Consider the following 19437-nt stretch of genomic DNA (forward strand, 5'->3'; position numbering starts at 1 on the left):
TTTCAGTCGACTTGTCACATGATAATACTATGGCATTGGCCTGTGTTGCTGACTCTGTAGTGACATTAGAGAATGAGGCGCAGCTTGATGATTTTATGGCAGCTTATATAGAAGATACAGCAGACAAATTGCCACTGTTTGTCTTATCTGGCGGTAGCAATGTTTTATTACCTGCCGCGTTAAAAGCCATAGTATTGCAGCCAAAGATGCGTGGTATTCATCTAACCAATCAAACCGACGATTATGTTGATATCGAAGTAATGGCTGGCGAGAACTGGCATGATTTGGTCGTACATACGGTCAATCAAGGTTGGTATGGGTTAGAGAATCTTGCACTAATACCGGGTCTGACGGGCGCAGCACCCATACAAAATATCGGTGCATACGGCGTACAATTAGAAGACCGCTTACAGTATGTACGCACCTATCATTTGCCGACACAAACTTGGCACCATTTGTCAGCTGCTGATTGCCAATTTGGCTATCGTGACAGTATCTTTAAACGTACACCAAACACATGGCTTATTAGCCGTGTGGGTTTCAGATTACATACTGATTCTGCCAATATTTTAGCCAGTTATGGCGATGTACAGACTGTGGCGCAGCGCTATGCGGAGCAACAAGGGCGTAAGCAAGCGATGCCTGCTGACGTTATGCAAGCCATTATAGATATTAGACAACAAAAGCTGCCTGACCCAAAGCAGCTACCTAACTGTGGCAGTTTCTTTCAAAACCCTATTATCGCTCAGGAGCGGTTCACAGCGCTGCAAGCAACTTATCCAGCTATCGTTGGTTACGCGATGCCTGATGCAATGGTAAAGGTTGCCGCAGGTTGGCTCATTGAGCAAGCAGGGTTAAAAGGCGACGGTATTGCACCTATTTTTACGCATAAACAGCAAGCATTGGTGCTGACTAACCACACGCCTCAGCAAGCTACGCAAGAGGACGTAGCCATAGCGCAGAAACATATCGCTGCTACTGTCTATGAGAAATTTGCCATTCAATTGTCACGTGAGCCAGTTTGGGTAAATGCTGATGGCTCAATTGGATATGCTGAGCATGTGGCCTAAAAAATCATGGTCTAAGCGGCTATTATCTAAACGATTATGGCGATATTACTTGCGGTTTTCTGAACGCATGGTGACGCTATTCCGCATTATCAATATTACTTTTATACTAGGCTCAACGTCTGTCATTTTGGTGATTATTAGCTTATTTACTCCGCTGTTTTCGCAAGCAATCGTTTATATCTTTTCTCTACTGCCGCTACCTGATATGCCTTCTGCTGCCATGAGCTCACCGCCTACTGCCTATGTAGTCCTAGGCGGCGGTCTGACCAATGACCACAACAACCAAATTATCCTCAATCGCTATAGCCTCAATCGCGCCCGTACCGCTGCAGGCGCTTACCATGATTTACCCCTACCGATCGTACTGAGTGGCGCTGAAGCTCCATGGCTCGGTCAATGGTTGATGGAACACGGTATCGATGGACTGATAAGTGAAAATGCCAGCATGAATACATGTGAAAACGCCCGTTTTACAGCCAAACGCATTCCGCTACGCCATGTATATCTGATTACTGATAGCTATCATATGGCGCGTGCACGCAGACAGTTTGCCTTAAATGGCATCAATAGCACACCACTCCCTGCGCCACTGCCAGTAAGACGCGACTGGATGAAACCTGCCCACAACTTAAGTCACTCACGGCGCGCTGTCTATGAGGTCGCAGCCTACCTGCGCGATGTGATACGTCCCCAGATGGACTGTCGCCATGCCAATGATGTGACTTCACAGCAGCTATTGACCCCAAGAGGCACCGCCACAAAAAACTCTGACGAATAAACGTTAAAGACATATACGGTACCATTGAGAGACGCATTCTAAATGCTACCGATCATCCACTACATTTGTGATGGGTGTATAATGATAAGAGACACTGCTATTTAAGAGATTTGCCATGCTCAGTATATTTTTATTAATTCCATTAAGTCTCATGCTGTTTGTGGTTGCTATTTGGGCAGTGCGTTATGCGGTCAAGTCAAATCAATTCGAAGATCTGGACAATGCATCACAGCGTATTATATTGGATGACCGTCAAGAACGCCGCCAAACCATGCAGGCTCATGAACGCTCAGCACCTACCCAGCAAAAAGATGAAACAGTGGCAACTGATGGAAAAAACGATAATTCTGAGATAAATAAAAACTCAGAAATCTAATCTTATCTACCTTATAAATGCGTAATTTATTGGTACCGTTTTATTAACCAGTTCAGCACTAGCAAGTTCGCCCTTTACTATTCTTAGGAGACGCATTCATGACCATCGCTTTACTTGTGGCGGCATTACTAATGGGATTCTTTGGTTCACCGCATTGCTTAGGCATGTGTGGCGGTCTTGTGACCGCATTTGGTCTGTCTATGAAAGATGTTAGCCCCGCCAAACGCCGTGCTTTGGTGGCCACGTATCATTTTGGGCGTTTAACGAGTTACGCATTACTGGGTTTAATCGCAGGGCTTATCGGTATTACTGTATTAAAGCCATTGATGATGGGTAATAGTACACCGCGTATTTTATTAGGATTGGTACTGGTATTCGTCGGTGTAACGATGCTTGGTGCACCGTTTTTGACTAAGCTCGAACGTTTTGGTATGCGCTTTTGGCAGCATCTTAGCCCATTGCGTCAAAAGGTATTTCCACTTAATACTTTTCCGCGCGCATTAACAGCAGGGTTGCTTTGGGGCTTTTTGCCTTGTGGTTTGGTATATGGCGCCCTACTAATTGCGGTCGTTGCTCATAATCCATTAAGCGGTGCTGCGTTGATGTTTGTCTTTGGTCTAGGAACCATACCGATGTTGGTTGCGACGCACGAAACGGTCGGTTGGCTACGTGATAAGATCGGACGTTTTCGCTTAAGGCAGTTAAATGGTGCGGTTATGGTCATATCAGGGTTGGCAGTAGCAGTCGTGCCGATGGTCATGGCAAATATGCATGGCGGCCATGGTGAGATGAATCATGGTAGCCATACTGCTATGATGTCTGATATGGACTCTCACGACATGAGCCAAATGAATCATGATACGGATATGGCAGCAGACATGGATCACAACATGCAGGATATGGATCATAGTATGAATGACATGAGTGATGAATCAGTGGACATGAATCACCATGAGCATACTGAAATGATGGAACACGCTCAATAAAGTTATCGGTAACAGATACTATTAACACTTAGCATATAAAAAAGCCCTCAATACCATGTTTGATATTGAGGGCTTTTATTTTTTGAATAATGCTCAGTTTATAGCAATTATTCCTGCCATTGCTCAAGCGTAAACTTGGTTTCTAAATGCTTCTCTAATGCCGGTATATTAAAAGCATCATCCTCACTCACAAAGCTGATACTAATACCTGTCTGGCCCGCACGGCCCGTACGACCAATGCGATGCACATAATCATCTGGCTGATCAGGCAAAGTAAAGTTAACCACATGACTGATATCATCGACATGGATACCGCGCCCTGCTACATCTGTCGCCACCAAGATAGACGCGTGACCATCTTTGAAACGCTGTAAGTATTTCTCACGTTTTTGCTGAATGACATCGCCCGAGAGCATCACGATATTATGCGCTTGACGCAGTTTGTGATACAGACGCTTTACTTGGTCTTTACGATTGGCAAAGACGATGACCTTCTCTACTGCTTCATCACTGATAATACGCTGCAAGGCGTCTAGCTTTTGATCTTCTGTCAGCAAATAAAAATGCTGATCTACTAACTCGCTGGTCTTGTGTTCAGGCTCAATTTCAACAAACTGAGGCTCATGTAACCAACGATAGGCCAAATTCATCACATCTTGGTTAAAGGTTGCAGAAAACAGCAAGCTTTGACGATCAGTATTGGCAGGCATTCGACCAACTAGGCGCTTGATATCAGGAATGAACCCCATATCTAACATGCGATCGGCTTCATCAAGTACCAGTACCTCTACTCTATCTAGATACACCATGCCTTTATTAGCAAGATCAATTAGACGGCCAGGCGTCGCTACCAAGATATCAACGTATTGACGTTCCAGCTCGTGCTGCTGAGTTTCATAGTTAGTACCGCCCATAATACAGACGCTATGTAGCGAGGTATATTTGGTTAATGCAATGCAGTCATCAAATATTTGCTGAGCCAGTTCGCGAGTTGGTGCCATGACCACAGCACGCGGCTCACCAAGATAGCGCTCTTCGTCATTGGTAAATGGGCGCTTAAGCAAGGCTTCCATAATAGTCAGTAGAAAGGTCGCTGTTTTCCCTGTGCCCGTTTGTGCTTGTCCAATAGCATCTTGATGTGCCAATGTATGCGGTAGTATCTTTGCTTGAATGGGCGTCAATTCAGTAAAGCCTAGATCACTTACTGCACGCAGAGTCGCTGTTGAAAGTGGCAAATCAGTAAACGTTGTAAAATTGCTCAAAAAAATATCCTTTTAAATGAATTGCTCGTATTTTATTAATTATACATAGGCTCACAATGAACCTTTATAGTGTCAAATGTAGCGTTTAAACCGTAATCAGTAAAAGTAGCCTTATCGAGTCTGCGGAAAACCATCAGCCATATAGGCACAAAAAAAGCCAAGCCCAAATCCAATCCTACCAAATATGCTGCAGTTCACTCAACATAGGTAAGATAAGATGGGCTTGACTCAGTAGTATATCAGTAGTTTGTACAGACATTATAACTAAACCGCTTTAATGCCTGAGTAAATTACTCTTCTATCTTTCTGACTTCTTCAGCTTGCAGACCTTTGTCACCTTCTACTACGCTGAACTCAACTTTTTCGCCATCCTTTAGAGAACGATAGCCATCACCCTGAATCGCGCGGAAATGGACAAAAATATCTTCTCCGCTGTCACGTTGAATGAAACCAAAGCCTTTTGAGTCATTAAACCACTTAACGATACCTTGCTCACGAGCTGACATAATATTACTTCCTAAAAAAGTCCGCTTAGCCCTAGCTTCCTTTGCGACATTGCATATAAACAGGGTCTAAGATTATGAAATCAAAAATTAAGAGTATTACTACTCTACTTACCATCGTCTATGTAGTTCTTGAATTACATACATAGTGTTTCCATAACGAATTCGCCAAACGCACTTATCGTCATGAAATTTGATGATAGCAACAAACTTGCAATATTTATTGCATAAAAAATATCATAGCACGGGTTTTTAGCAACATAAAGACTTTTAATATGCTTTTTGATATCTAAATAATTTTTTTAGACAAATTTTTATAACCTAGCTATCAAGCTGTTATGATAAAGAGCAAAATGCGTTGAAGCCATTTTAGCTTAACGCCGCGCACCTTAGATTATTCTTATAATATAATAAATTATTAACATCGCTCAATAGTTACCGAGACCATTATGACCTCTACTCCATCAAAAACAGCCGAACAATCGACTAACGAAAATTCAAATCAAATACTGACTCATAAATTACTACTGGTAAATGGGGTAAATTTGAATTTATTAGGCAAGCGAGAACCGCACATTTATGGTCATACAACACTTGCTGATATAGAAAAGCAACTAGTTGAGCACGCGGCTCACCACGGTGTAGAGTTAATATGTATACAGTCCAACCATGAGGGTAAGCTAGTAGATGATATTCAGCATCATGGATTATTAGCGGACAAACCTGCCCAAGTCGATGCTATCATCATCAATCCGGCTGCCTTTACACATACTTCAGTGGCTCTACGCGACGCGCTGTTGGCCACCCAAAAACCATTTATAGAAGTACATTTATCCAATGTGCATGCCCGTGAGCCTTTCCGTCATCATTCATATTTAAGTGACATTGCGGTCGGTGTCATTTGCGGTTTGGGACAATTAGGCTATCAAATGGCGCTTGATTACTGGTTGAGCAATATGTATGCAGTTGACACAAGCAAATGATATGACTGTGCTTACTTTTTATAAATGATTACTCGCGTCTTCACACATTAGTCAAACAGTAATCTTGCAAGTAAAATAATAGAATTACGACTGAGTAAACAACCCATTATACGGTGACATGAATGGCAAAATCGTCCGGAAAACGCTTTATGAAACTCGCTGGCATGACAGCGAGTATTGCTGGCAAAGCCGCCAAAAACTCATTTAAGCATCTCTCAAGTGACGAAGAAAAACGTCTGCAGGCTCGCTCAGATCTGATGCAAGACGTGGGCGTTCAAATTGCCGAGACGTTAGGTGAGATGAAAGGTGCAGTGATGAAAGTCGGACAGATTGCTTCACAATATAAGGATGTGTTCCCGCCTGAGGTTGCGTCAGCACTTGAAAAGCTACAGAAAGATGCGCCGCCAATGCCATATGCGCAGATACAAGCCCAAGTTGAACGCGAACTGAAAGCGCCGATCTTAGAATTATTCAGCGAGTTTGAAGAGACACCTTTTGCCGCAGCATCTATTGGACAAGTGCATAAAGCGACGTTGCCATCGGGTCAAAAAGTAGTGGTCAAAGTTCAGTATCCTGATGTCGATGAAAACTGCGATAGCGATCTCAAACAAGTACGTATGGCATTAAAAATCGCTGGCGTGCTCAATATGAGTAAGCAACTACAAGAGCAGCTTTTTAATGAGATTCGTCAGAGCTTGCATGATGAATTGGACTATGTCAAAGAAGCTCATAATTTACGTGTGTTTGGTGCTTTTCATGCAGAAGATGAAGGGCTTATTATTCCCAAAGTGATTAGCAGCCATTCTTCTAGACGGATTTTAACGTTGACCGAAGAGATGGGAGAGACATTGACTGTCGCCGCGACATGGGACAATGGCGTCAAACAAAAAATAGCAGAGCGTCTGTTTCATTTTACCGCAGGGCAGCTGTTTGGCTTATACCGTATGCACTGCGACCCTCATCCAGGTAACTTTGCGTTCCGTCATGACGGTAGCGTCGTGGCATATGATTTTGGTGGCATCCGCAGCTATAGCGATAGCGAAGTGCAGCTATTCAAACGCTTTGTCAAACATGCGCTAAGAGGTGACGTCACTGCACTTGAGCAAGATTTGATTGCCCTAGATATTCGCCGCGAAGATGATAAGAACATCCCTGGTGAGTTTTATGAAAAGTGGCTATCGATTGGGCTTAAACCTTTATCCATTAGCCCCTATCAAGAAGGTGAATTTGATTTCGGTAGTAGCCAAGTACATCACGAGGCCATTGCCCAGATGCGTACGTCTTTAAAGTACTTTGGTCAGTTTCAACCCTCAGCCACCACTATGATGCTAGACCGTACTGTATCAGGACAATACTGGAATTTGGTCAATCTAGGCGTCGAGATCGACCTGTCACCACTGGTTGACGAATACATCGATGCGTAGTAGGTATGTTGACTGTCAGGATTAAACCTATCTCTAGATATGTAGCGCGTGTCCACAACGATCGCAAAAGTCTGCCCCTACTGCATGGCCGAACTTACCACAGTTTGGACAAGTCACTGGGTTCAACTGTGGACGCATATTACGTGCTAACTCTGACGTAAAAATACCTGTTGGTACCGCAATAATCGAATAACCCGTGATCATGACCATGGTTGCAATTGCTTGGCCGAGCGGTGTTTTCGGTGACATATCACCATAGCCAACCGTCGTCATCGTGACAACTGCCCAGTAGATAGACAATGGAATACTGGTAAATCCATTCTCTGGCCCTTCTACGACATAAATAATTGAACCAAAGATAGTTACTAACAATACAAGCGATAGGAAGAAAACTGTAATTTTCTGCTGACTGGTTTTTAATGCAGACGCCAAAAACCCAGCCTGTTGCATATAGGCCTTGAGCTTAAGAACGCGGAACACGCGTAAAATACGTAATACCCGTATCACGAGTAGATACTGTACGCCTACAAACATTAGGCTCAAATAACTTGGCAATACAGACAGTAAGTCTACTATTCCAAAGAAACTAAAAGCATAGCGTAAGCGGTTGGGTGCTGAAAACAGCCTTAACGCATACTCAATGGTAAACAAGATGGTAAAAAACCACTCTGCATAAAAGAACAACGTGCCATACTGCAAACGCATATATAGCACACTATCAAGCATGACGACGGCCACACTGGCTAAAATTGCGATCAGCAATACAATATCAAAGAGCTTACCCAGACGAGTATCTGTGCCTTCAATAATGATATGCGTACGGTTACGCAAGTGTGTAAGAGCTTCGGCGGTTGGTTGCTTCATAGAATCAGTACTTTATAAAATCAATGGCTTGATAGCACGCAATGACTTAAAATGTGATGGATAAGGGCAAGTTGGTCAAAATAGCTAAAACTGGTTTATAATATCGCTCACCTATCACAGTGAATACAATCTATAAGTTGCCACAGTGTAGCAAAAAAGCACTCTCAACAACATACAAATCGTTAACGTGTCAGTAGCGCTACTACCTTAAATAGACAAAGTAATGATAGTATAAAATCAGACAATCAGATATCGAAGGTTGTTGTTAATCACTTTTTTTACCCATAAAAATAGTACGTAGAACTTAAGGATGTTATATGGCAGGCCATTCAAAATGGGCAAATATTAAACACCGTAAAGCCCGTCAGGATGCAGTAAGGGGTAAGATATTTACCAAGATTATTCGTGAAATCGTTTCAGCTGCCAAACAAGGCGATCCCGATCCTGACAAAAACCCACGCTTACGTGCCGTTATCGAAAAAGCCCTATCCGTCAATATGACGCGCGACACGATTAATCGTGCTGTCGACCGTGGTACAGGCGGCGGTGATAATGAGAATATGGAAGAAGTCAGTTACGAAGGCTACGGTGTTGGTGGTGTGGCCGTATTGGTCGAAACCATGACAGATAACCTTAACCGTACGGTCAGCGAAGTACGTCATGCTTTTACCAAGAATGATGGTAATCTTGGCACATCAGGCTCAGTGGCGTATCTATTCACCAAACGTGGCGAAATCACTTTTAACGATGTCAGCTTAGAAGATGAAGTCATGCTCGTTGCACTAGATGCGGGCGCCGTTGATATCGAAAATGATGGCGAAAGCTTACTCGTTATCACTGAATGGGAAAGCTTCGGTCAAGTCCAAGATGCCCTTAATGCGGCCGGTCTTATTTCTGACAACGCCGAGGTCACTATGTCACCATCTACCACGGCTGAGATCGACAATGTCGATGATGCTGAAAAGATCATGAAGATGATTGATATGTTAGAAGATGCTGATGATGTGCAAGAGGTTTATACTAACGTGAATTTCTCTGCTGACGTCATGGCTCAGCTTGAAGCATAAGCGTATTAATTGTTCAGTAAAAAGGGCCAGATACTAAAAGTATTTGGCCTTTTTTTATTAAGATAGATTTAGTTTTACGTCCAACTTCCTTCTAATGATAGTAAATACTCTTTTTTATCTAGCCCGCCTGTATAGCCCCCAAGCTTACCATCGCTTGCAATGACTCGATGACAAGGCACAATAATGCTAAAAGGGTTTTTGCCATTTGCCTGCGCAACTGCACGGAATCCCTTTGGACTGTTGACACGCTGCGCGAGTGTGGCATAGCTGATGGTTTCGCCATACTCAATACCTTGTAGTGCCTGCCATACTCTTTGCTGGAACTCAGTACCCATAGAGAAGTCTAAAGGCAAATCCAATGTCTTACGTTTACCATCAGCATAGTCTTTAAGTTGGGAAATCGTTGCTATTAACAATGCTTGAACAGGTTCATTTATGCTTAGGCTATTTTTATCTATAAAGGTAAAGTCTTCATCTGTCAGGCCATAGTACTTTTTAAGTTTGGGTACAGATTTTGAACTATGCCATGAGTTACCTGCCAGCAGCCAGTTGGCTTCAACAAGCATAGGCTGACCATGCTCGCTGGTATGCTCATTGACACGAGCAATCAATGTTAATCGATGTAACCCAAAGGCTGCTGTGGTAACTATCATAGCGTCTACTTCCCTATTCTTCTAAAAATGATTTACCAGATAAAACTGGCTCTCTTATTCTTTATCATCGGTCTCGAACAAAGCGGCGACAAATTGCTTCGGACTAAAAGAACGCAAGTCATCAATCGACTCACCCACACCAATATATCGGATAGGCACATCTGTCGTTTCGGCAATATTAAATACCACGCCACCTTTAGCAGTACCGTCTAGTTTAGTAATAGTAATACCTGTCAACGGCACAACTTTATTAAACAGCTCAACTTGGTTGATAGCATTTTGACCCGTGCCAGCATCCAGCACAATCATACCTTCATGCGGGGCACTTGGATCCGCTTTACGCATGACACGTACGACTTTCTCTAACTCTGCCATCAAATGTGTCTTGTTTTGCAGACGTCCAGCAGTATCGGCAATGAGCACATCGATATTCTTTGCTTTGGCTGATTGCATCGCATCAAAAATGACAGAAGCGCTGTCGGAACCATGACCTTGCGCTACCACTGGAATATGATTGCGCTCGCCCCAAATCTGTAACTGCTCAGTAGCTGCCGCACGGAACGTATCGCCTGCTGCCAGCATAACTGATTTACCCTCGCCCTGTAGGCGCTTGGCAAGCTTACCGATCGTTGTGGTTTTCCCTACACCATTGACACCTACTACCAATATAACAAACGGCTTTTTGCTAGTATCAATCACCAATGGCTCAACTTTTGGCGTTAGGATATCAACCAACTCACTTTGCAATGCTTTATATAAAGAATGAGCATAGATCAGGTCACCACGATCTGTCTGCTCGGTGAGGCTCTTGATGATACGGTTCGTCGCGTTGACGCCAATATCGGCTACCAATAGTTGATCTTCGACTTCTTCTAATAGCTCGTCATCAATCTCCTTACCACCGATTAAGATACTGACCATCCCTTCGGCTAAGTTTTTGCGTGACTTACTGAGGCCCGTTTTCATACGGTTGAACCAGCTGCCCTTTTTCTTATTCTCTTTAGTCTCTTGTGATTCTGTAGCGGACTCTTTGCTAGTAGCTGCCTGTGCGTCATTGTCAGCCACTGGGTTTACGCTTGGCGTATCACCTAATTGCTCCTGCAATGGCATAGCAGGAATAGTCGACGCAGTATTAGTTCCACTTGTAGCGGCTGTCTCTGTAGCGCTTGAAAAGCTTTCAGAATTACCTTTAGGGACGTTATGCTCTTCTGTCATAACAATTGGTGTCGCTAAAGCAATATTGTTTGCAGCATCATTGCTAGAGACGTCTTGATTTACCGTACTGTCTTTTTGTAGAGCAACACTCTCTGTTTCATCAATAATGGGCACAGATTGCACCGGTAGACTGGGTAAGGTAATATCATCGTCATCTAAGTCGTCAAGACCCGCATCAAGGTTAATGACTACGCGGTTACTGTTGTTTGGGTTGTTCATAAGTTTGCCCTAAAAGTTATCAAAATCAATTATTTGTTTATTGTTAATGGATTTATAGGTTGTCATCTGGCTACGAGCGACATGACATCTAATTTTGACCTATTTTAGCATAATTCAAGTCATGCTCAGCCCTTACCCTATTAGACTATCGTCAAAATTTATCTGTTTAAAAAATCACTCGATGATTTGAGAAAGTTTTGCTTAAGGTTTGGACACAAAATTCTGACCTGTTACTTGTCAGACTTCGCCTACTCTACCAAGACTTATTCGATAAATACTTATTAGGAATCCGTTATGTCATTATTCTCTAAGCACTACAAAAAAATCAGCAGCATCAGTGTGGCTGTTTTATTAACGACGACTATATTGGTGGCGGGTTGCACCACGACGCAAGAGTTTAGACCGACTGCTAGTGTTATGGTTGGTGCTCAGACCTCTTTGTAATGCCATTTATTACTATGATTAGCATTTAATTCTTCAGTTATTATTTTATATAAGTAGACCATACCATGTCATTGTCTTTACCTCTAGCAGCTGCGCCATTACGCATGGCTTGTGCCTTAGTAGTAGCAGCGTCACTTGCTGCATGTCAAACCAATACGATACCTACTAACTCTGCAACCGCGACAAGCTCAATCACAACAGATAGCTCGGCTCAAAACATATCAGATGAAAATAAAACGAGCAAAGACACACAGCCGTCTGAGTTGACAATGGACATGTCAGGTCGACATGAATATCAGTTAGAAAACGGTCTAAAAGTCGTTATAAAAGAAGACCACCGTGCCCCAGTCGCTATGACACAAATCTGGTACCGAGTGGGCTCGGCAGATGAGCCTCTTGATAAAGGTGGTATCTCTCACTTGCTTGAGCACATGATGTTTAAGGGCACGACCAATGTCTCTAGTGATGATTATGAGCGGCTAATTGCTAAGTTTGGCGGCGTCAACAATGCCTTTACCAGCTATGACTATACCGGATACTACGAGCTGTTCCCTGCCAATCGTATGCCATTAGCGTTAGAGCTTGAAGCAGATCGCATGAAAAACCTTATATTCGATGACAAAGAATTTGCCAAAGAGCATCAAGTGGTCATGGAAGAGCGTCGCCAACGTACTGATGACAATCCCCTTGCCAAAGCGTATGAGTCATTTCGTCTGCTGGCCTTACCTGACAGCCCAAAAGGTGAATCTGTCATTGGACCTATGAGCGAGCTAGAATCGATCAAACTTTCAGATTTAAAAGACTGGTATAAGACATGGTATGCACCAAATAATGCAACGTTAGTCATCGTCGGCGACGTGCAACCACAGGAAGTACTCACTCAAGTCAAACGTTACTTTGGTGATTTAGAAAAAAGTGACCTACCCAAACGTACTTCTGTGACTCAAAAAGGCTTCCGTGGTTATCAAAAGGTAGACTCTGAGCAAGCCGTACAAGTACCCGTTCTACTGATGGGTTACAACGTGCCAAGCCTTGCCACGGCAGGCACCAACAATGAAAAACAAGCTTATGCCCTGTCACTTGCGCAAGATGTGCTCGATGGCGGCTTATCTGCACGCTTAGAGAGTCGACTGATACGTGAGCAAGGTCTGCTTACCACGGTTGGTACTTCTTACGACTTGTTAGATCGCGGAGATGGGCTGTTTTTAATACAAGCAACACCTCGTGAAGGCGTCAGCTTAGAGCAAGCACAACAAGCCATAACCTCAGAAATAGAAAAGTTAAAAACCGATCCGATTGCCGATGACGAAATCAGTCGTGCCAAGACTAATACGGTTACTGGTTTGATCTATGCACAAGACAGCATGGAAGGACAGGCACGTATGATTGGCTCGTTACAATCTATCGGTCTAGATGACAGACTGCTTGCTAAACTGCCAACTAAGCTCGACGGTATCAGTGTGGCTGACATTCAGGCTGCCAGCAAAAAATATTTGGTCAAAGACAACTTGACGGTGATGCATGTCGTGCCACCTAAAGACAGTAAAACCCCAGCGAAATAGTCGCTGCCTATTATCAAACGTCTCATAAAAATGGCCATAGCACCGTATTCTTAATAAGAAGAAACTCATGATTCAGAATAAATACGACTCTAAAGCAAAACCAAAATCTTTTAAAACTGCTTCAGCCTCTATAAGAAGCACTATCGCATCTAAAAAGGGATCTTATCTCAGTGCTAGCGTAATTTTTGCTTTTGGTATCTTGGCTACTACTGCTCAAGCTGATACAACAGCTGCTGAAGATTACCGCTCACCTGCTGCAGTCGATGCAAGTGCGCCAATTGCTGCCTTATCTAAGCTAACCAGCTTAGACGATAACAAGCCCTTAAAAGTCACCGTGCCAACCATTCAACAGTTTAAGACCAAGTCTGGCGTACCTGTTATGTTTGTACAAACGACCACCTTGCCAATCGTCGATGTTGATTTGCGTTTTAATGCTGGTAGCGCACGTGATGGTAGTATCAAAAAGGATGGTTTTGGTATTGCGAATATGACAGCGACGATGCTCGAACAGGGCTCAAAAAGCTTAGATGAAAACGCATTTACACGTGCAGTGGAAACGTTGGGCATTAATCTAAGCAGTAGTGCCTATAAGGATATGTTTATCGTTTCACTGCGTAGCTTATCTGATGATAAGCATCTCCTGCCAGCCATTGATTTAATGACACAGATGGTGAGTGAGCCTACGTTTGACGAGCAAGTTTTAGCTCGCAATAAAGCAAGACTGTTGGTAGGTCTGCAGCAACAAAAACAAGATCCCAATAGCCTAGCCAGTATCGCTTTCAATGATGCTTTGTACGGTATTCACCCTTACGCGCATCCATCAGTCGGCACGCTAGAAAGCGTTCCTACGATTGAGAAACAACAACTGATAGACTTTAAAAACAGATATCTGGTAGCAGCAAACGCGTCTGTTGCTATGACCGGCAACCTGACATTAGCACAAGCCAAAAAACTGGCAGAAGACATCACTGCTAAATTGCCTACTGGCCAAGCTGCCACTGATTTACCTGAGCCGAAACCGCTTACTAAAGCGCAGTACGTTCATATTCCATTTCCAAGCACTCAAACCACTGTACTCATGGGACAACTCGGTAGCAAACGAGCTACCGACCCAATAGCACAGCAGCAGCAGACTAACTTTGCTGTTGGAAACGAAGTCATGGCAGGCAGTGACTTTAATGCGCGGCTAATGACGGAGGTAAGACAAAACCTTGGCTATACTTATGGAATCTCAGGGTCGATGAATCCCATGCTCTCTCGAGGTCCCTACCAGATTGGTTTTTCGACACGTAATGACAAGGCACGTGCGGCCATTGATGCAAGCTTAGATGTTATCAATGAAACGCTGGACAAGGGCATTACTAATGATGAGATGCGCCTGACTACAGATAATTTGAAAAACAGCTTCCCGATGGGATTTGCAAGCAATGCTGGTATTAACGGCTTACTCGGAATGATGAATTTTTACCAATTACCGAATAATTACTTAGCTGACTATACCAATCGCATTGATCAAGTCACTCTTTCAGAGGTCAATCAAACCATGCGAGATACGCTAAAACCTGATAACTTTTTGATAGTTACGGTTGGGCAAGAAGATCCGTGGAAAGAAAATAAAGCGGCAAAAAAAACCAGTAAGAAATAAGTTGCTAGGAAAGTAGTTTAGAAAAGTTAAGGCTCATTAATTTTGTGAACGTATTATAAGTGGTAAAGAATACTGCTTATAATATGTCCATTTAAATATTTGAATTACTATGATGCATTAATAAGAAGCAGAACATTCTTAATGCTAGGCATTAGGAATGCTTGGCGTCAGAAATTTTTAGCGCAACATCATAGACAAAATGCTCAGGCTTATGGGTAGCCCCGTTATAGCTTAAACGGATAACATGCTTATCATAAGACGTCACTTTATAATTACCATTGGCAAAGTTATGTAGCGTCGGCACAATTAATAGCGCTTCTATTTGACGGTCATCTACTTTAACATTGAGGCGCTGACCCTCTCGCGGATATAAAAAATAATCACAGTAGTCATTTACCATGACCTCTGATATGCGTTCGATAACCTGATTACCCGTTTCTTCTTGAATTAATTTTGGACAGACATCAGAGCGCTTAGAGGCCAAACGAGCGTAAGAGTTCTTGATACTATCTTCTATCTCTTTAGAGCTTTGTATATGTCTATCAGACTTATCCGTTACTATCATACTATTCTCAGAAGACATCTCTGTACTACACGCACTAATCAGTAATGCCGACATAAGTGCAGAAGTAAACAAAGCACCATACTTATAGTTCGAGTGCAAAAAACTTTGCTTCTCGTTATTTAATTTATGATAGTTTTTCATTGTCGAGCGCTGATTTTTCATAGTTTTCGCTTAAAGTAAATTTGGTGGTTTTCTTTATAAGCCATGAAAATATAAAGGCGATTGATAACACATATTATTAAAGCATATTTTTTAAAGACCAAACAAATTTTTAATGAACTCATGCGTCTAACGTATGAATCCTACCAGATAATTACGAAATTATTATTTTTAGTAAGCATTGGAATAGTATATATAAAAATGAATATATATCTAGTGTTATCTCGGTTAACTTTATATTTATTCGAACTTTCGATTCTTCATAAATCAATTAATAGCGGCAAGAAGAGGAACTACTAGCGTGATTGAATCCCCACTTACGATAACCGTCAGTATCTAAATGAATAGCCCCTGTCGCATATAATCCTAAGCCAAAATTATAAGGCTGTCCTTGATACTGCCAAAACTGACATAAGCCATCATGCATGGTACTCAAACGCCATAGATTGTCTTCATACTCAGGCACCCAGATATCCATAGCACTTGCATTCATATGCTTACTACTGTCTGCCCCGCCTGCACAGTCATTCAAACCCGGGTTACGATATACCGAACGTATCTCACTGCTGAGTGGTAAAATACCTTGGTTTTTCAACTCACTATAAAGGCGCAATGTTGGTACAATGTTAGACCATAGCTCTTGAGGTGGCAATTGATACGGCTCATACCCGCATTTACTCCAACTACGGGCAGTCGTCAGCAGTTGCGATAATGGCGGTACATTCTGTGACCCGACTCGTGCGCTGAGATAGCGTTCGTACTCTGCTACTTGTCTGGCACGATAGCTATTGCTATTTAACCATGCATTAAAGTCCATACTCATAGAATCGTTATAAGCACCATTATAGGTGTTGTTTGCTGTACTATAAGTAGTACCGCGTCTCACTACATTCACACGTTTGTTTTCTTCAATGGACAACCTAGCATCAATCTCGAAATCACGCTGTTTTTGTACAATCAAGTTTTGCATACTGTCGCCACTTGATGCATTCGCACCACTCAACATGGTGACACCAGGACGCTGATTTGAGCTGTTGGTAGAGGGCGTTATATAAGCATTACTATTATTGCTTGTACTGCTACTTTGACGTATTTGAATACGGCGTTCACTATCATTACTGATGATAACGGCATGAGCACTGACACTGCCAGCACATAGGATAAGGGTGATAATAGGTTGGCAAATTTGCCTATACGCATGGATTTTTGATTTTATCATTGCAAGAAACTACCGCTAAAAACGTTTTATCGATACTATCAAATTTTCAACAAGCAGGCTAAACTATCGCTTCTAATTTGAAGTCCAATATTGATAATTAACACTTATCCTTACAACTTTTATAATTGAGTGACTTTATTATTATTTGTGAATTATATAGCCATTGCGTGCTCGCATATTTTTATTAAAGTCGGTACTTTTAAGTACGCTTCTCATCATTATTTATAATGAGATAATTTATTTAGTACTTCCCTCCTACACCAATTGTTAGCCAAATTCTGCCTATGTCTTCTAACCCGCAATATCGTTTTTCACGTCAGAGCCATCATTTGGGTCAAGGTCATGCACCGACACTATGGCAACGCATTCATATCGACCCATGGTTAACTTTACTGTTGTTGACGGTTTGTTGCATTGGTCTGACGATTCTATACAGCGCTGCAAGCCAAGATATTGGTATGGTTATTCGCCAAATGGTCAGTTATGGTGTGGCATTCACTGTGATGTTTACCATGGCGCAGATACCGCCCAGTCTCTATCGTACTTTCACGCCCATATTTTATGTCTTAGGGCTTATATTATTGGTATTGGTAGATATTATCGGTGAAGTACGTATGGGTGCTCAGCGCTGGATCAATTTGCCTGGGTTCGGTAGTGTGCAGCCTTCAGAGTTTATGAAACTGGGCATGCCAATGATGTGTGCTTGGTTTTTGTCTAAGCGTGATTTGCCACCGTCAGCGTCTAGCATTGCTATTACCTTGGCATTGATCATTGTACCTGTACTATTAATTGCTAAAGAGCCCGATCTTGGTACATCCCTACTGGTCGCTGCTAGTGGTATATTTGTACTTTTCTTAGCAGGCCTTTCATGGCGTTTAATCTCTGCTGCTGTAATTTTGGCTGTACCGTTTATAGCATTTGCTTGGAACTTTTTACTCCACGACTATCAGCGTACGCGAGTCTTGACACTCCTTAATCCTGAAGCAGATGTACAAGGTGCTGGGTGGAACATCATTCAATCGAAGACAGCCATTGGTTCTGGTGGTCTTACTGGAAAAGGTTATCTGGAGGGCACGCAGTCACACCTACATTTCCTACCAGAAGGCCATACTGACTTTATCATTGCCGCCTTCTCCGAGGAGTTTGGTTTACTCGGTGTGATGCTACTGATGTTCATTTATTTCTGCCTTTTATCACGCGCCTTATATATCGCTTTCACCCATCCTGACGTTTACAGCAGATTGTTGGCTGGTGCTATCGCTATGTCTTTCTTTGTTTATATATTCGTCAATGTCGGCATGGTTGGCGGTATTTTGCCTGTCGTAGGTGTTCCACTACCATTCATTAGTTATGGGGGTACGGCTATCGTCACCTTGATGGCAGGATTTGGCTTGCTCATGTCTATCCATACACATAAATCCGGCTAATTTGTATAAGATACTTTCTGTATAATTCGTCTTTCGAGTAAGTCATTGTAATAACTATGGTAGTACCATTAAGATAAATTGTTTTGTATTACCCATGGTTCGATAAAAGACAATGAGCTATAGCGCGAAGAAGAATTTCTTTCTGAGCGCTATGGCTTTTTTATTTTAATGGTTTTCATATAATGTATGTTCGTATCAATCACTATAATAGTTACAAATCTGAAATAATTGTTCGTTTTAGCGCCTCTTATTTTTAATAGTAAATAGACACAATTTCCGATATTAGTTAACCACCTATCAATCTAGAAAGATTTTATTCCTTGTTTTTTACAAAAAATTGCGTTAACCTCGTTTTACTGTACTCTGATACATAACCCGTACATAGCTACTAATAAACTTTGCATTTAAATATATTTAGGTTGTAGCATAGCCGTATAGTTAGCATCTTGTAGATTCCAGACTTTCAAATACACTACTTAATTAACGGTTTGATAACAAAGCGATACGCGATGTCCTCTGAACCTTTTATTAATGTAGCATTCTAATGAAGTTTGTATATCGCACATCATGTAAATACGACATATAGTGACATTGTCATTCAGTCCTGATTTTGGACTTTGTATTCAATGCTTATCGCTAACTATCATTTAAGCGTATCGTCAGTCACTCTATCTACTAGATGTACTGAATACTGATGATAATGAAATGAAAAATTACCATATATTAATATCTATAAGAGCCGCTCATTAATCAATATGAAAACAATAGATTAATGCCATGCTCAATCTAAAATATTTAGAGTTAGGTTTTGATGTATAAGTTATAGAGGTATTTATGAACAAGCGTTTATCTGGTTTACTTACAATGTCAGCAATGTTATTTGCTGGCTCTGCAGTCGCTACCAATGCAAATGCTGTAGAAGCAAAGACCACACTTGCTATGATTTCGCAAGATAACGCCTCCCACATTGACCGTGTACTTGGTGAACTAAGCCGTCAGCATGATGGTGCATCAAG

The 19437-nt window shown here is 42.1% G+C and carries 18 protein-coding genes; 11 read left to right on the top strand and 7 right to left on the bottom strand.

Annotation, left to right across the window (positions count from 1 at the left end; genetic code table 11):
- Nucleotides 1-29: 29 nt before the first annotated feature.
- The 4 genes from murB (at nucleotide 30) to JMX91_RS10820 (ending at nucleotide 3210) form a co-directional block, all read left to right on the top strand.
- The gene (gene murB, locus JMX91_RS10805; RefSeq protein WP_265089197.1) at nucleotides 30-1070 is read left to right on the top strand and encodes a UDP-N-acetylmuramate dehydrogenase; all 1041 of its coding nucleotides are present in this window, start codon (nucleotides 30-32) and stop codon (nucleotides 1068-1070) included.
- Nucleotides 1071-1119: 49 nt separating this feature from the next.
- Nucleotides 1120-1848, top strand: coding sequence for a YdcF family protein (locus JMX91_RS10810; RefSeq protein ID WP_227679385.1), 729 nt, complete (start codon nucleotides 1120-1122; stop codon nucleotides 1846-1848).
- Between the two features lie 115 nt (nucleotides 1849-1963).
- Nucleotides 1964-2224, top strand: a complete 261-nt coding sequence (ccoS, locus tag JMX91_RS10815; RefSeq protein WP_201549088.1) for a cbb3-type cytochrome oxidase assembly protein CcoS — start codon at nucleotides 1964-1966, stop codon at nucleotides 2222-2224.
- A gap of 98 nt (nucleotides 2225-2322) precedes the next feature.
- Entirely contained in the window at nucleotides 2323-3210 is an 888-nt protein-coding gene (locus tag JMX91_RS10820; protein WP_201549089.1) for a sulfite exporter TauE/SafE family protein, read from the top strand.
- A 107-nt stretch (nucleotides 3211-3317) separates the two neighbouring features.
- Here JMX91_RS10820 and JMX91_RS10825 read toward each other — a convergent pair whose 3' ends face one another.
- Nucleotides 3318-4472, bottom strand: a complete 1155-nt coding sequence (locus JMX91_RS10825) for a DEAD/DEAH box helicase (RefSeq protein ID WP_102091784.1) — start codon at nucleotides 4470-4472, stop codon at nucleotides 3318-3320.
- A gap of 290 nt (nucleotides 4473-4762) precedes the next feature.
- Complete coding sequence (locus tag JMX91_RS10830; RefSeq protein WP_057760416.1) at nucleotides 4763-4978, bottom strand: cold-shock protein; 216 nt, start codon at nucleotides 4976-4978, stop codon at nucleotides 4763-4765.
- Nucleotides 4979-5424: 446 nt separating this feature from the next.
- On the opposite strand from JMX91_RS10830, the gene aroQ reads away from it, so the two are divergent.
- Nucleotides 5425-5958, top strand: a complete 534-nt coding sequence (aroQ, locus tag JMX91_RS10835) for a type II 3-dehydroquinate dehydratase (protein ID WP_160022694.1) — start codon at nucleotides 5425-5427, stop codon at nucleotides 5956-5958.
- Nucleotides 5959-6080: 122 nt separating this feature from the next.
- Entirely contained in the window at nucleotides 6081-7382 is a 1302-nt protein-coding gene (locus JMX91_RS10840; protein WP_160022692.1) for an ABC1 kinase family protein, read from the top strand.
- 33 nt (nucleotides 7383-7415) lie between these two features.
- Here the strand turns inward: JMX91_RS10840 and JMX91_RS10845 are convergent, their stop codons facing one another.
- Complete coding sequence (locus JMX91_RS10845) at nucleotides 7416-8246, bottom strand: ion transporter (RefSeq protein ID WP_057760421.1); 831 nt, start codon at nucleotides 8244-8246, stop codon at nucleotides 7416-7418.
- A gap of 317 nt (nucleotides 8247-8563) precedes the next feature.
- Between JMX91_RS10845 and JMX91_RS10850 the strand changes: the two genes are divergently transcribed.
- Nucleotides 8564-9313: a YebC/PmpR family DNA-binding transcriptional regulator gene (locus tag JMX91_RS10850; RefSeq protein WP_102091781.1), complete on the top strand. Its 750-nt coding sequence runs from the start codon at nucleotides 8564-8566 to the stop codon at nucleotides 9311-9313.
- A gap of 74 nt (nucleotides 9314-9387) precedes the next feature.
- On the opposite strand, the gene JMX91_RS10855 is transcribed toward JMX91_RS10850, so the two are convergent.
- Both JMX91_RS10855 and ftsY read right to left on the bottom strand, forming a co-directional pair.
- Nucleotides 9388-9966 carry a methylated-DNA--[protein]-cysteine S-methyltransferase gene (locus JMX91_RS10855; RefSeq protein ID WP_201549090.1) on the bottom strand — a complete coding sequence of 193 codons (579 nt, stop codon included), beginning with the start codon at nucleotides 9964-9966 and terminating at the stop codon, nucleotides 9388-9390.
- Between the two features lie 54 nt (nucleotides 9967-10020).
- On the bottom strand, nucleotides 10021-10932 hold the full coding sequence (gene ftsY / locus JMX91_RS10860) for a signal recognition particle-docking protein FtsY (protein ID WP_227526712.1): 912 nt from the start codon (nucleotides 10930-10932) through the stop codon (nucleotides 10021-10023).
- 762 nt (nucleotides 10933-11694) lie between these two features.
- Between ftsY and JMX91_RS10865 the strand changes: the two genes are divergently transcribed.
- From JMX91_RS10865 to JMX91_RS10875, 3 genes are all read left to right on the top strand, one after another.
- Entirely contained in the window at nucleotides 11695-11844 is a 150-nt protein-coding gene (locus tag JMX91_RS10865; RefSeq protein ID WP_201549092.1) for a hypothetical protein, read from the top strand.
- 65 nt (nucleotides 11845-11909) lie between these two features.
- Nucleotides 11910-13406, top strand: a complete 1497-nt coding sequence (locus JMX91_RS10870; RefSeq protein ID WP_201549093.1) for a M16 family metallopeptidase — start codon at nucleotides 11910-11912, stop codon at nucleotides 13404-13406.
- A gap of 67 nt (nucleotides 13407-13473) precedes the next feature.
- On the top strand, nucleotides 13474-15051 hold the full coding sequence (locus JMX91_RS10875; RefSeq protein WP_201549095.1) for a M16 family metallopeptidase: 1578 nt from the start codon (nucleotides 13474-13476) through the stop codon (nucleotides 15049-15051).
- A 151-nt stretch (nucleotides 15052-15202) separates the two neighbouring features.
- Here the strand turns inward: JMX91_RS10875 and JMX91_RS10880 are convergent, their stop codons facing one another.
- A complete protein-coding gene (locus JMX91_RS10880; RefSeq protein ID WP_201549097.1) occupies nucleotides 15203-15778 on the bottom strand; it encodes a hypothetical protein in 576 nt (191 codons plus the stop codon).
- 268 nt (nucleotides 15779-16046) lie between these two features.
- On the bottom strand, nucleotides 16047-16994 hold the full coding sequence (locus JMX91_RS10885; protein ID WP_201549099.1) for a D-Ala-D-Ala carboxypeptidase family metallohydrolase: 948 nt from the start codon (nucleotides 16992-16994) through the stop codon (nucleotides 16047-16049).
- A 284-nt stretch (nucleotides 16995-17278) separates the two neighbouring features.
- Here JMX91_RS10885 and rodA point away from each other — a divergent pair, with 284 nt between their 5' ends.
- Entirely contained in the window at nucleotides 17279-18421 is a 1143-nt protein-coding gene (gene rodA / locus JMX91_RS10890) for a rod shape-determining protein RodA (RefSeq protein WP_201549101.1), read from the top strand.
- Nucleotides 18422-19437: the final 1016 nt, after the last annotated feature.

This window comes from Psychrobacter sp. Pi2-1 (genome assembly GCF_904846645.1).
In the GTDB taxonomy this organism is placed as follows: Bacteria; Pseudomonadota; Gammaproteobacteria; order Pseudomonadales; family Moraxellaceae; genus Psychrobacter.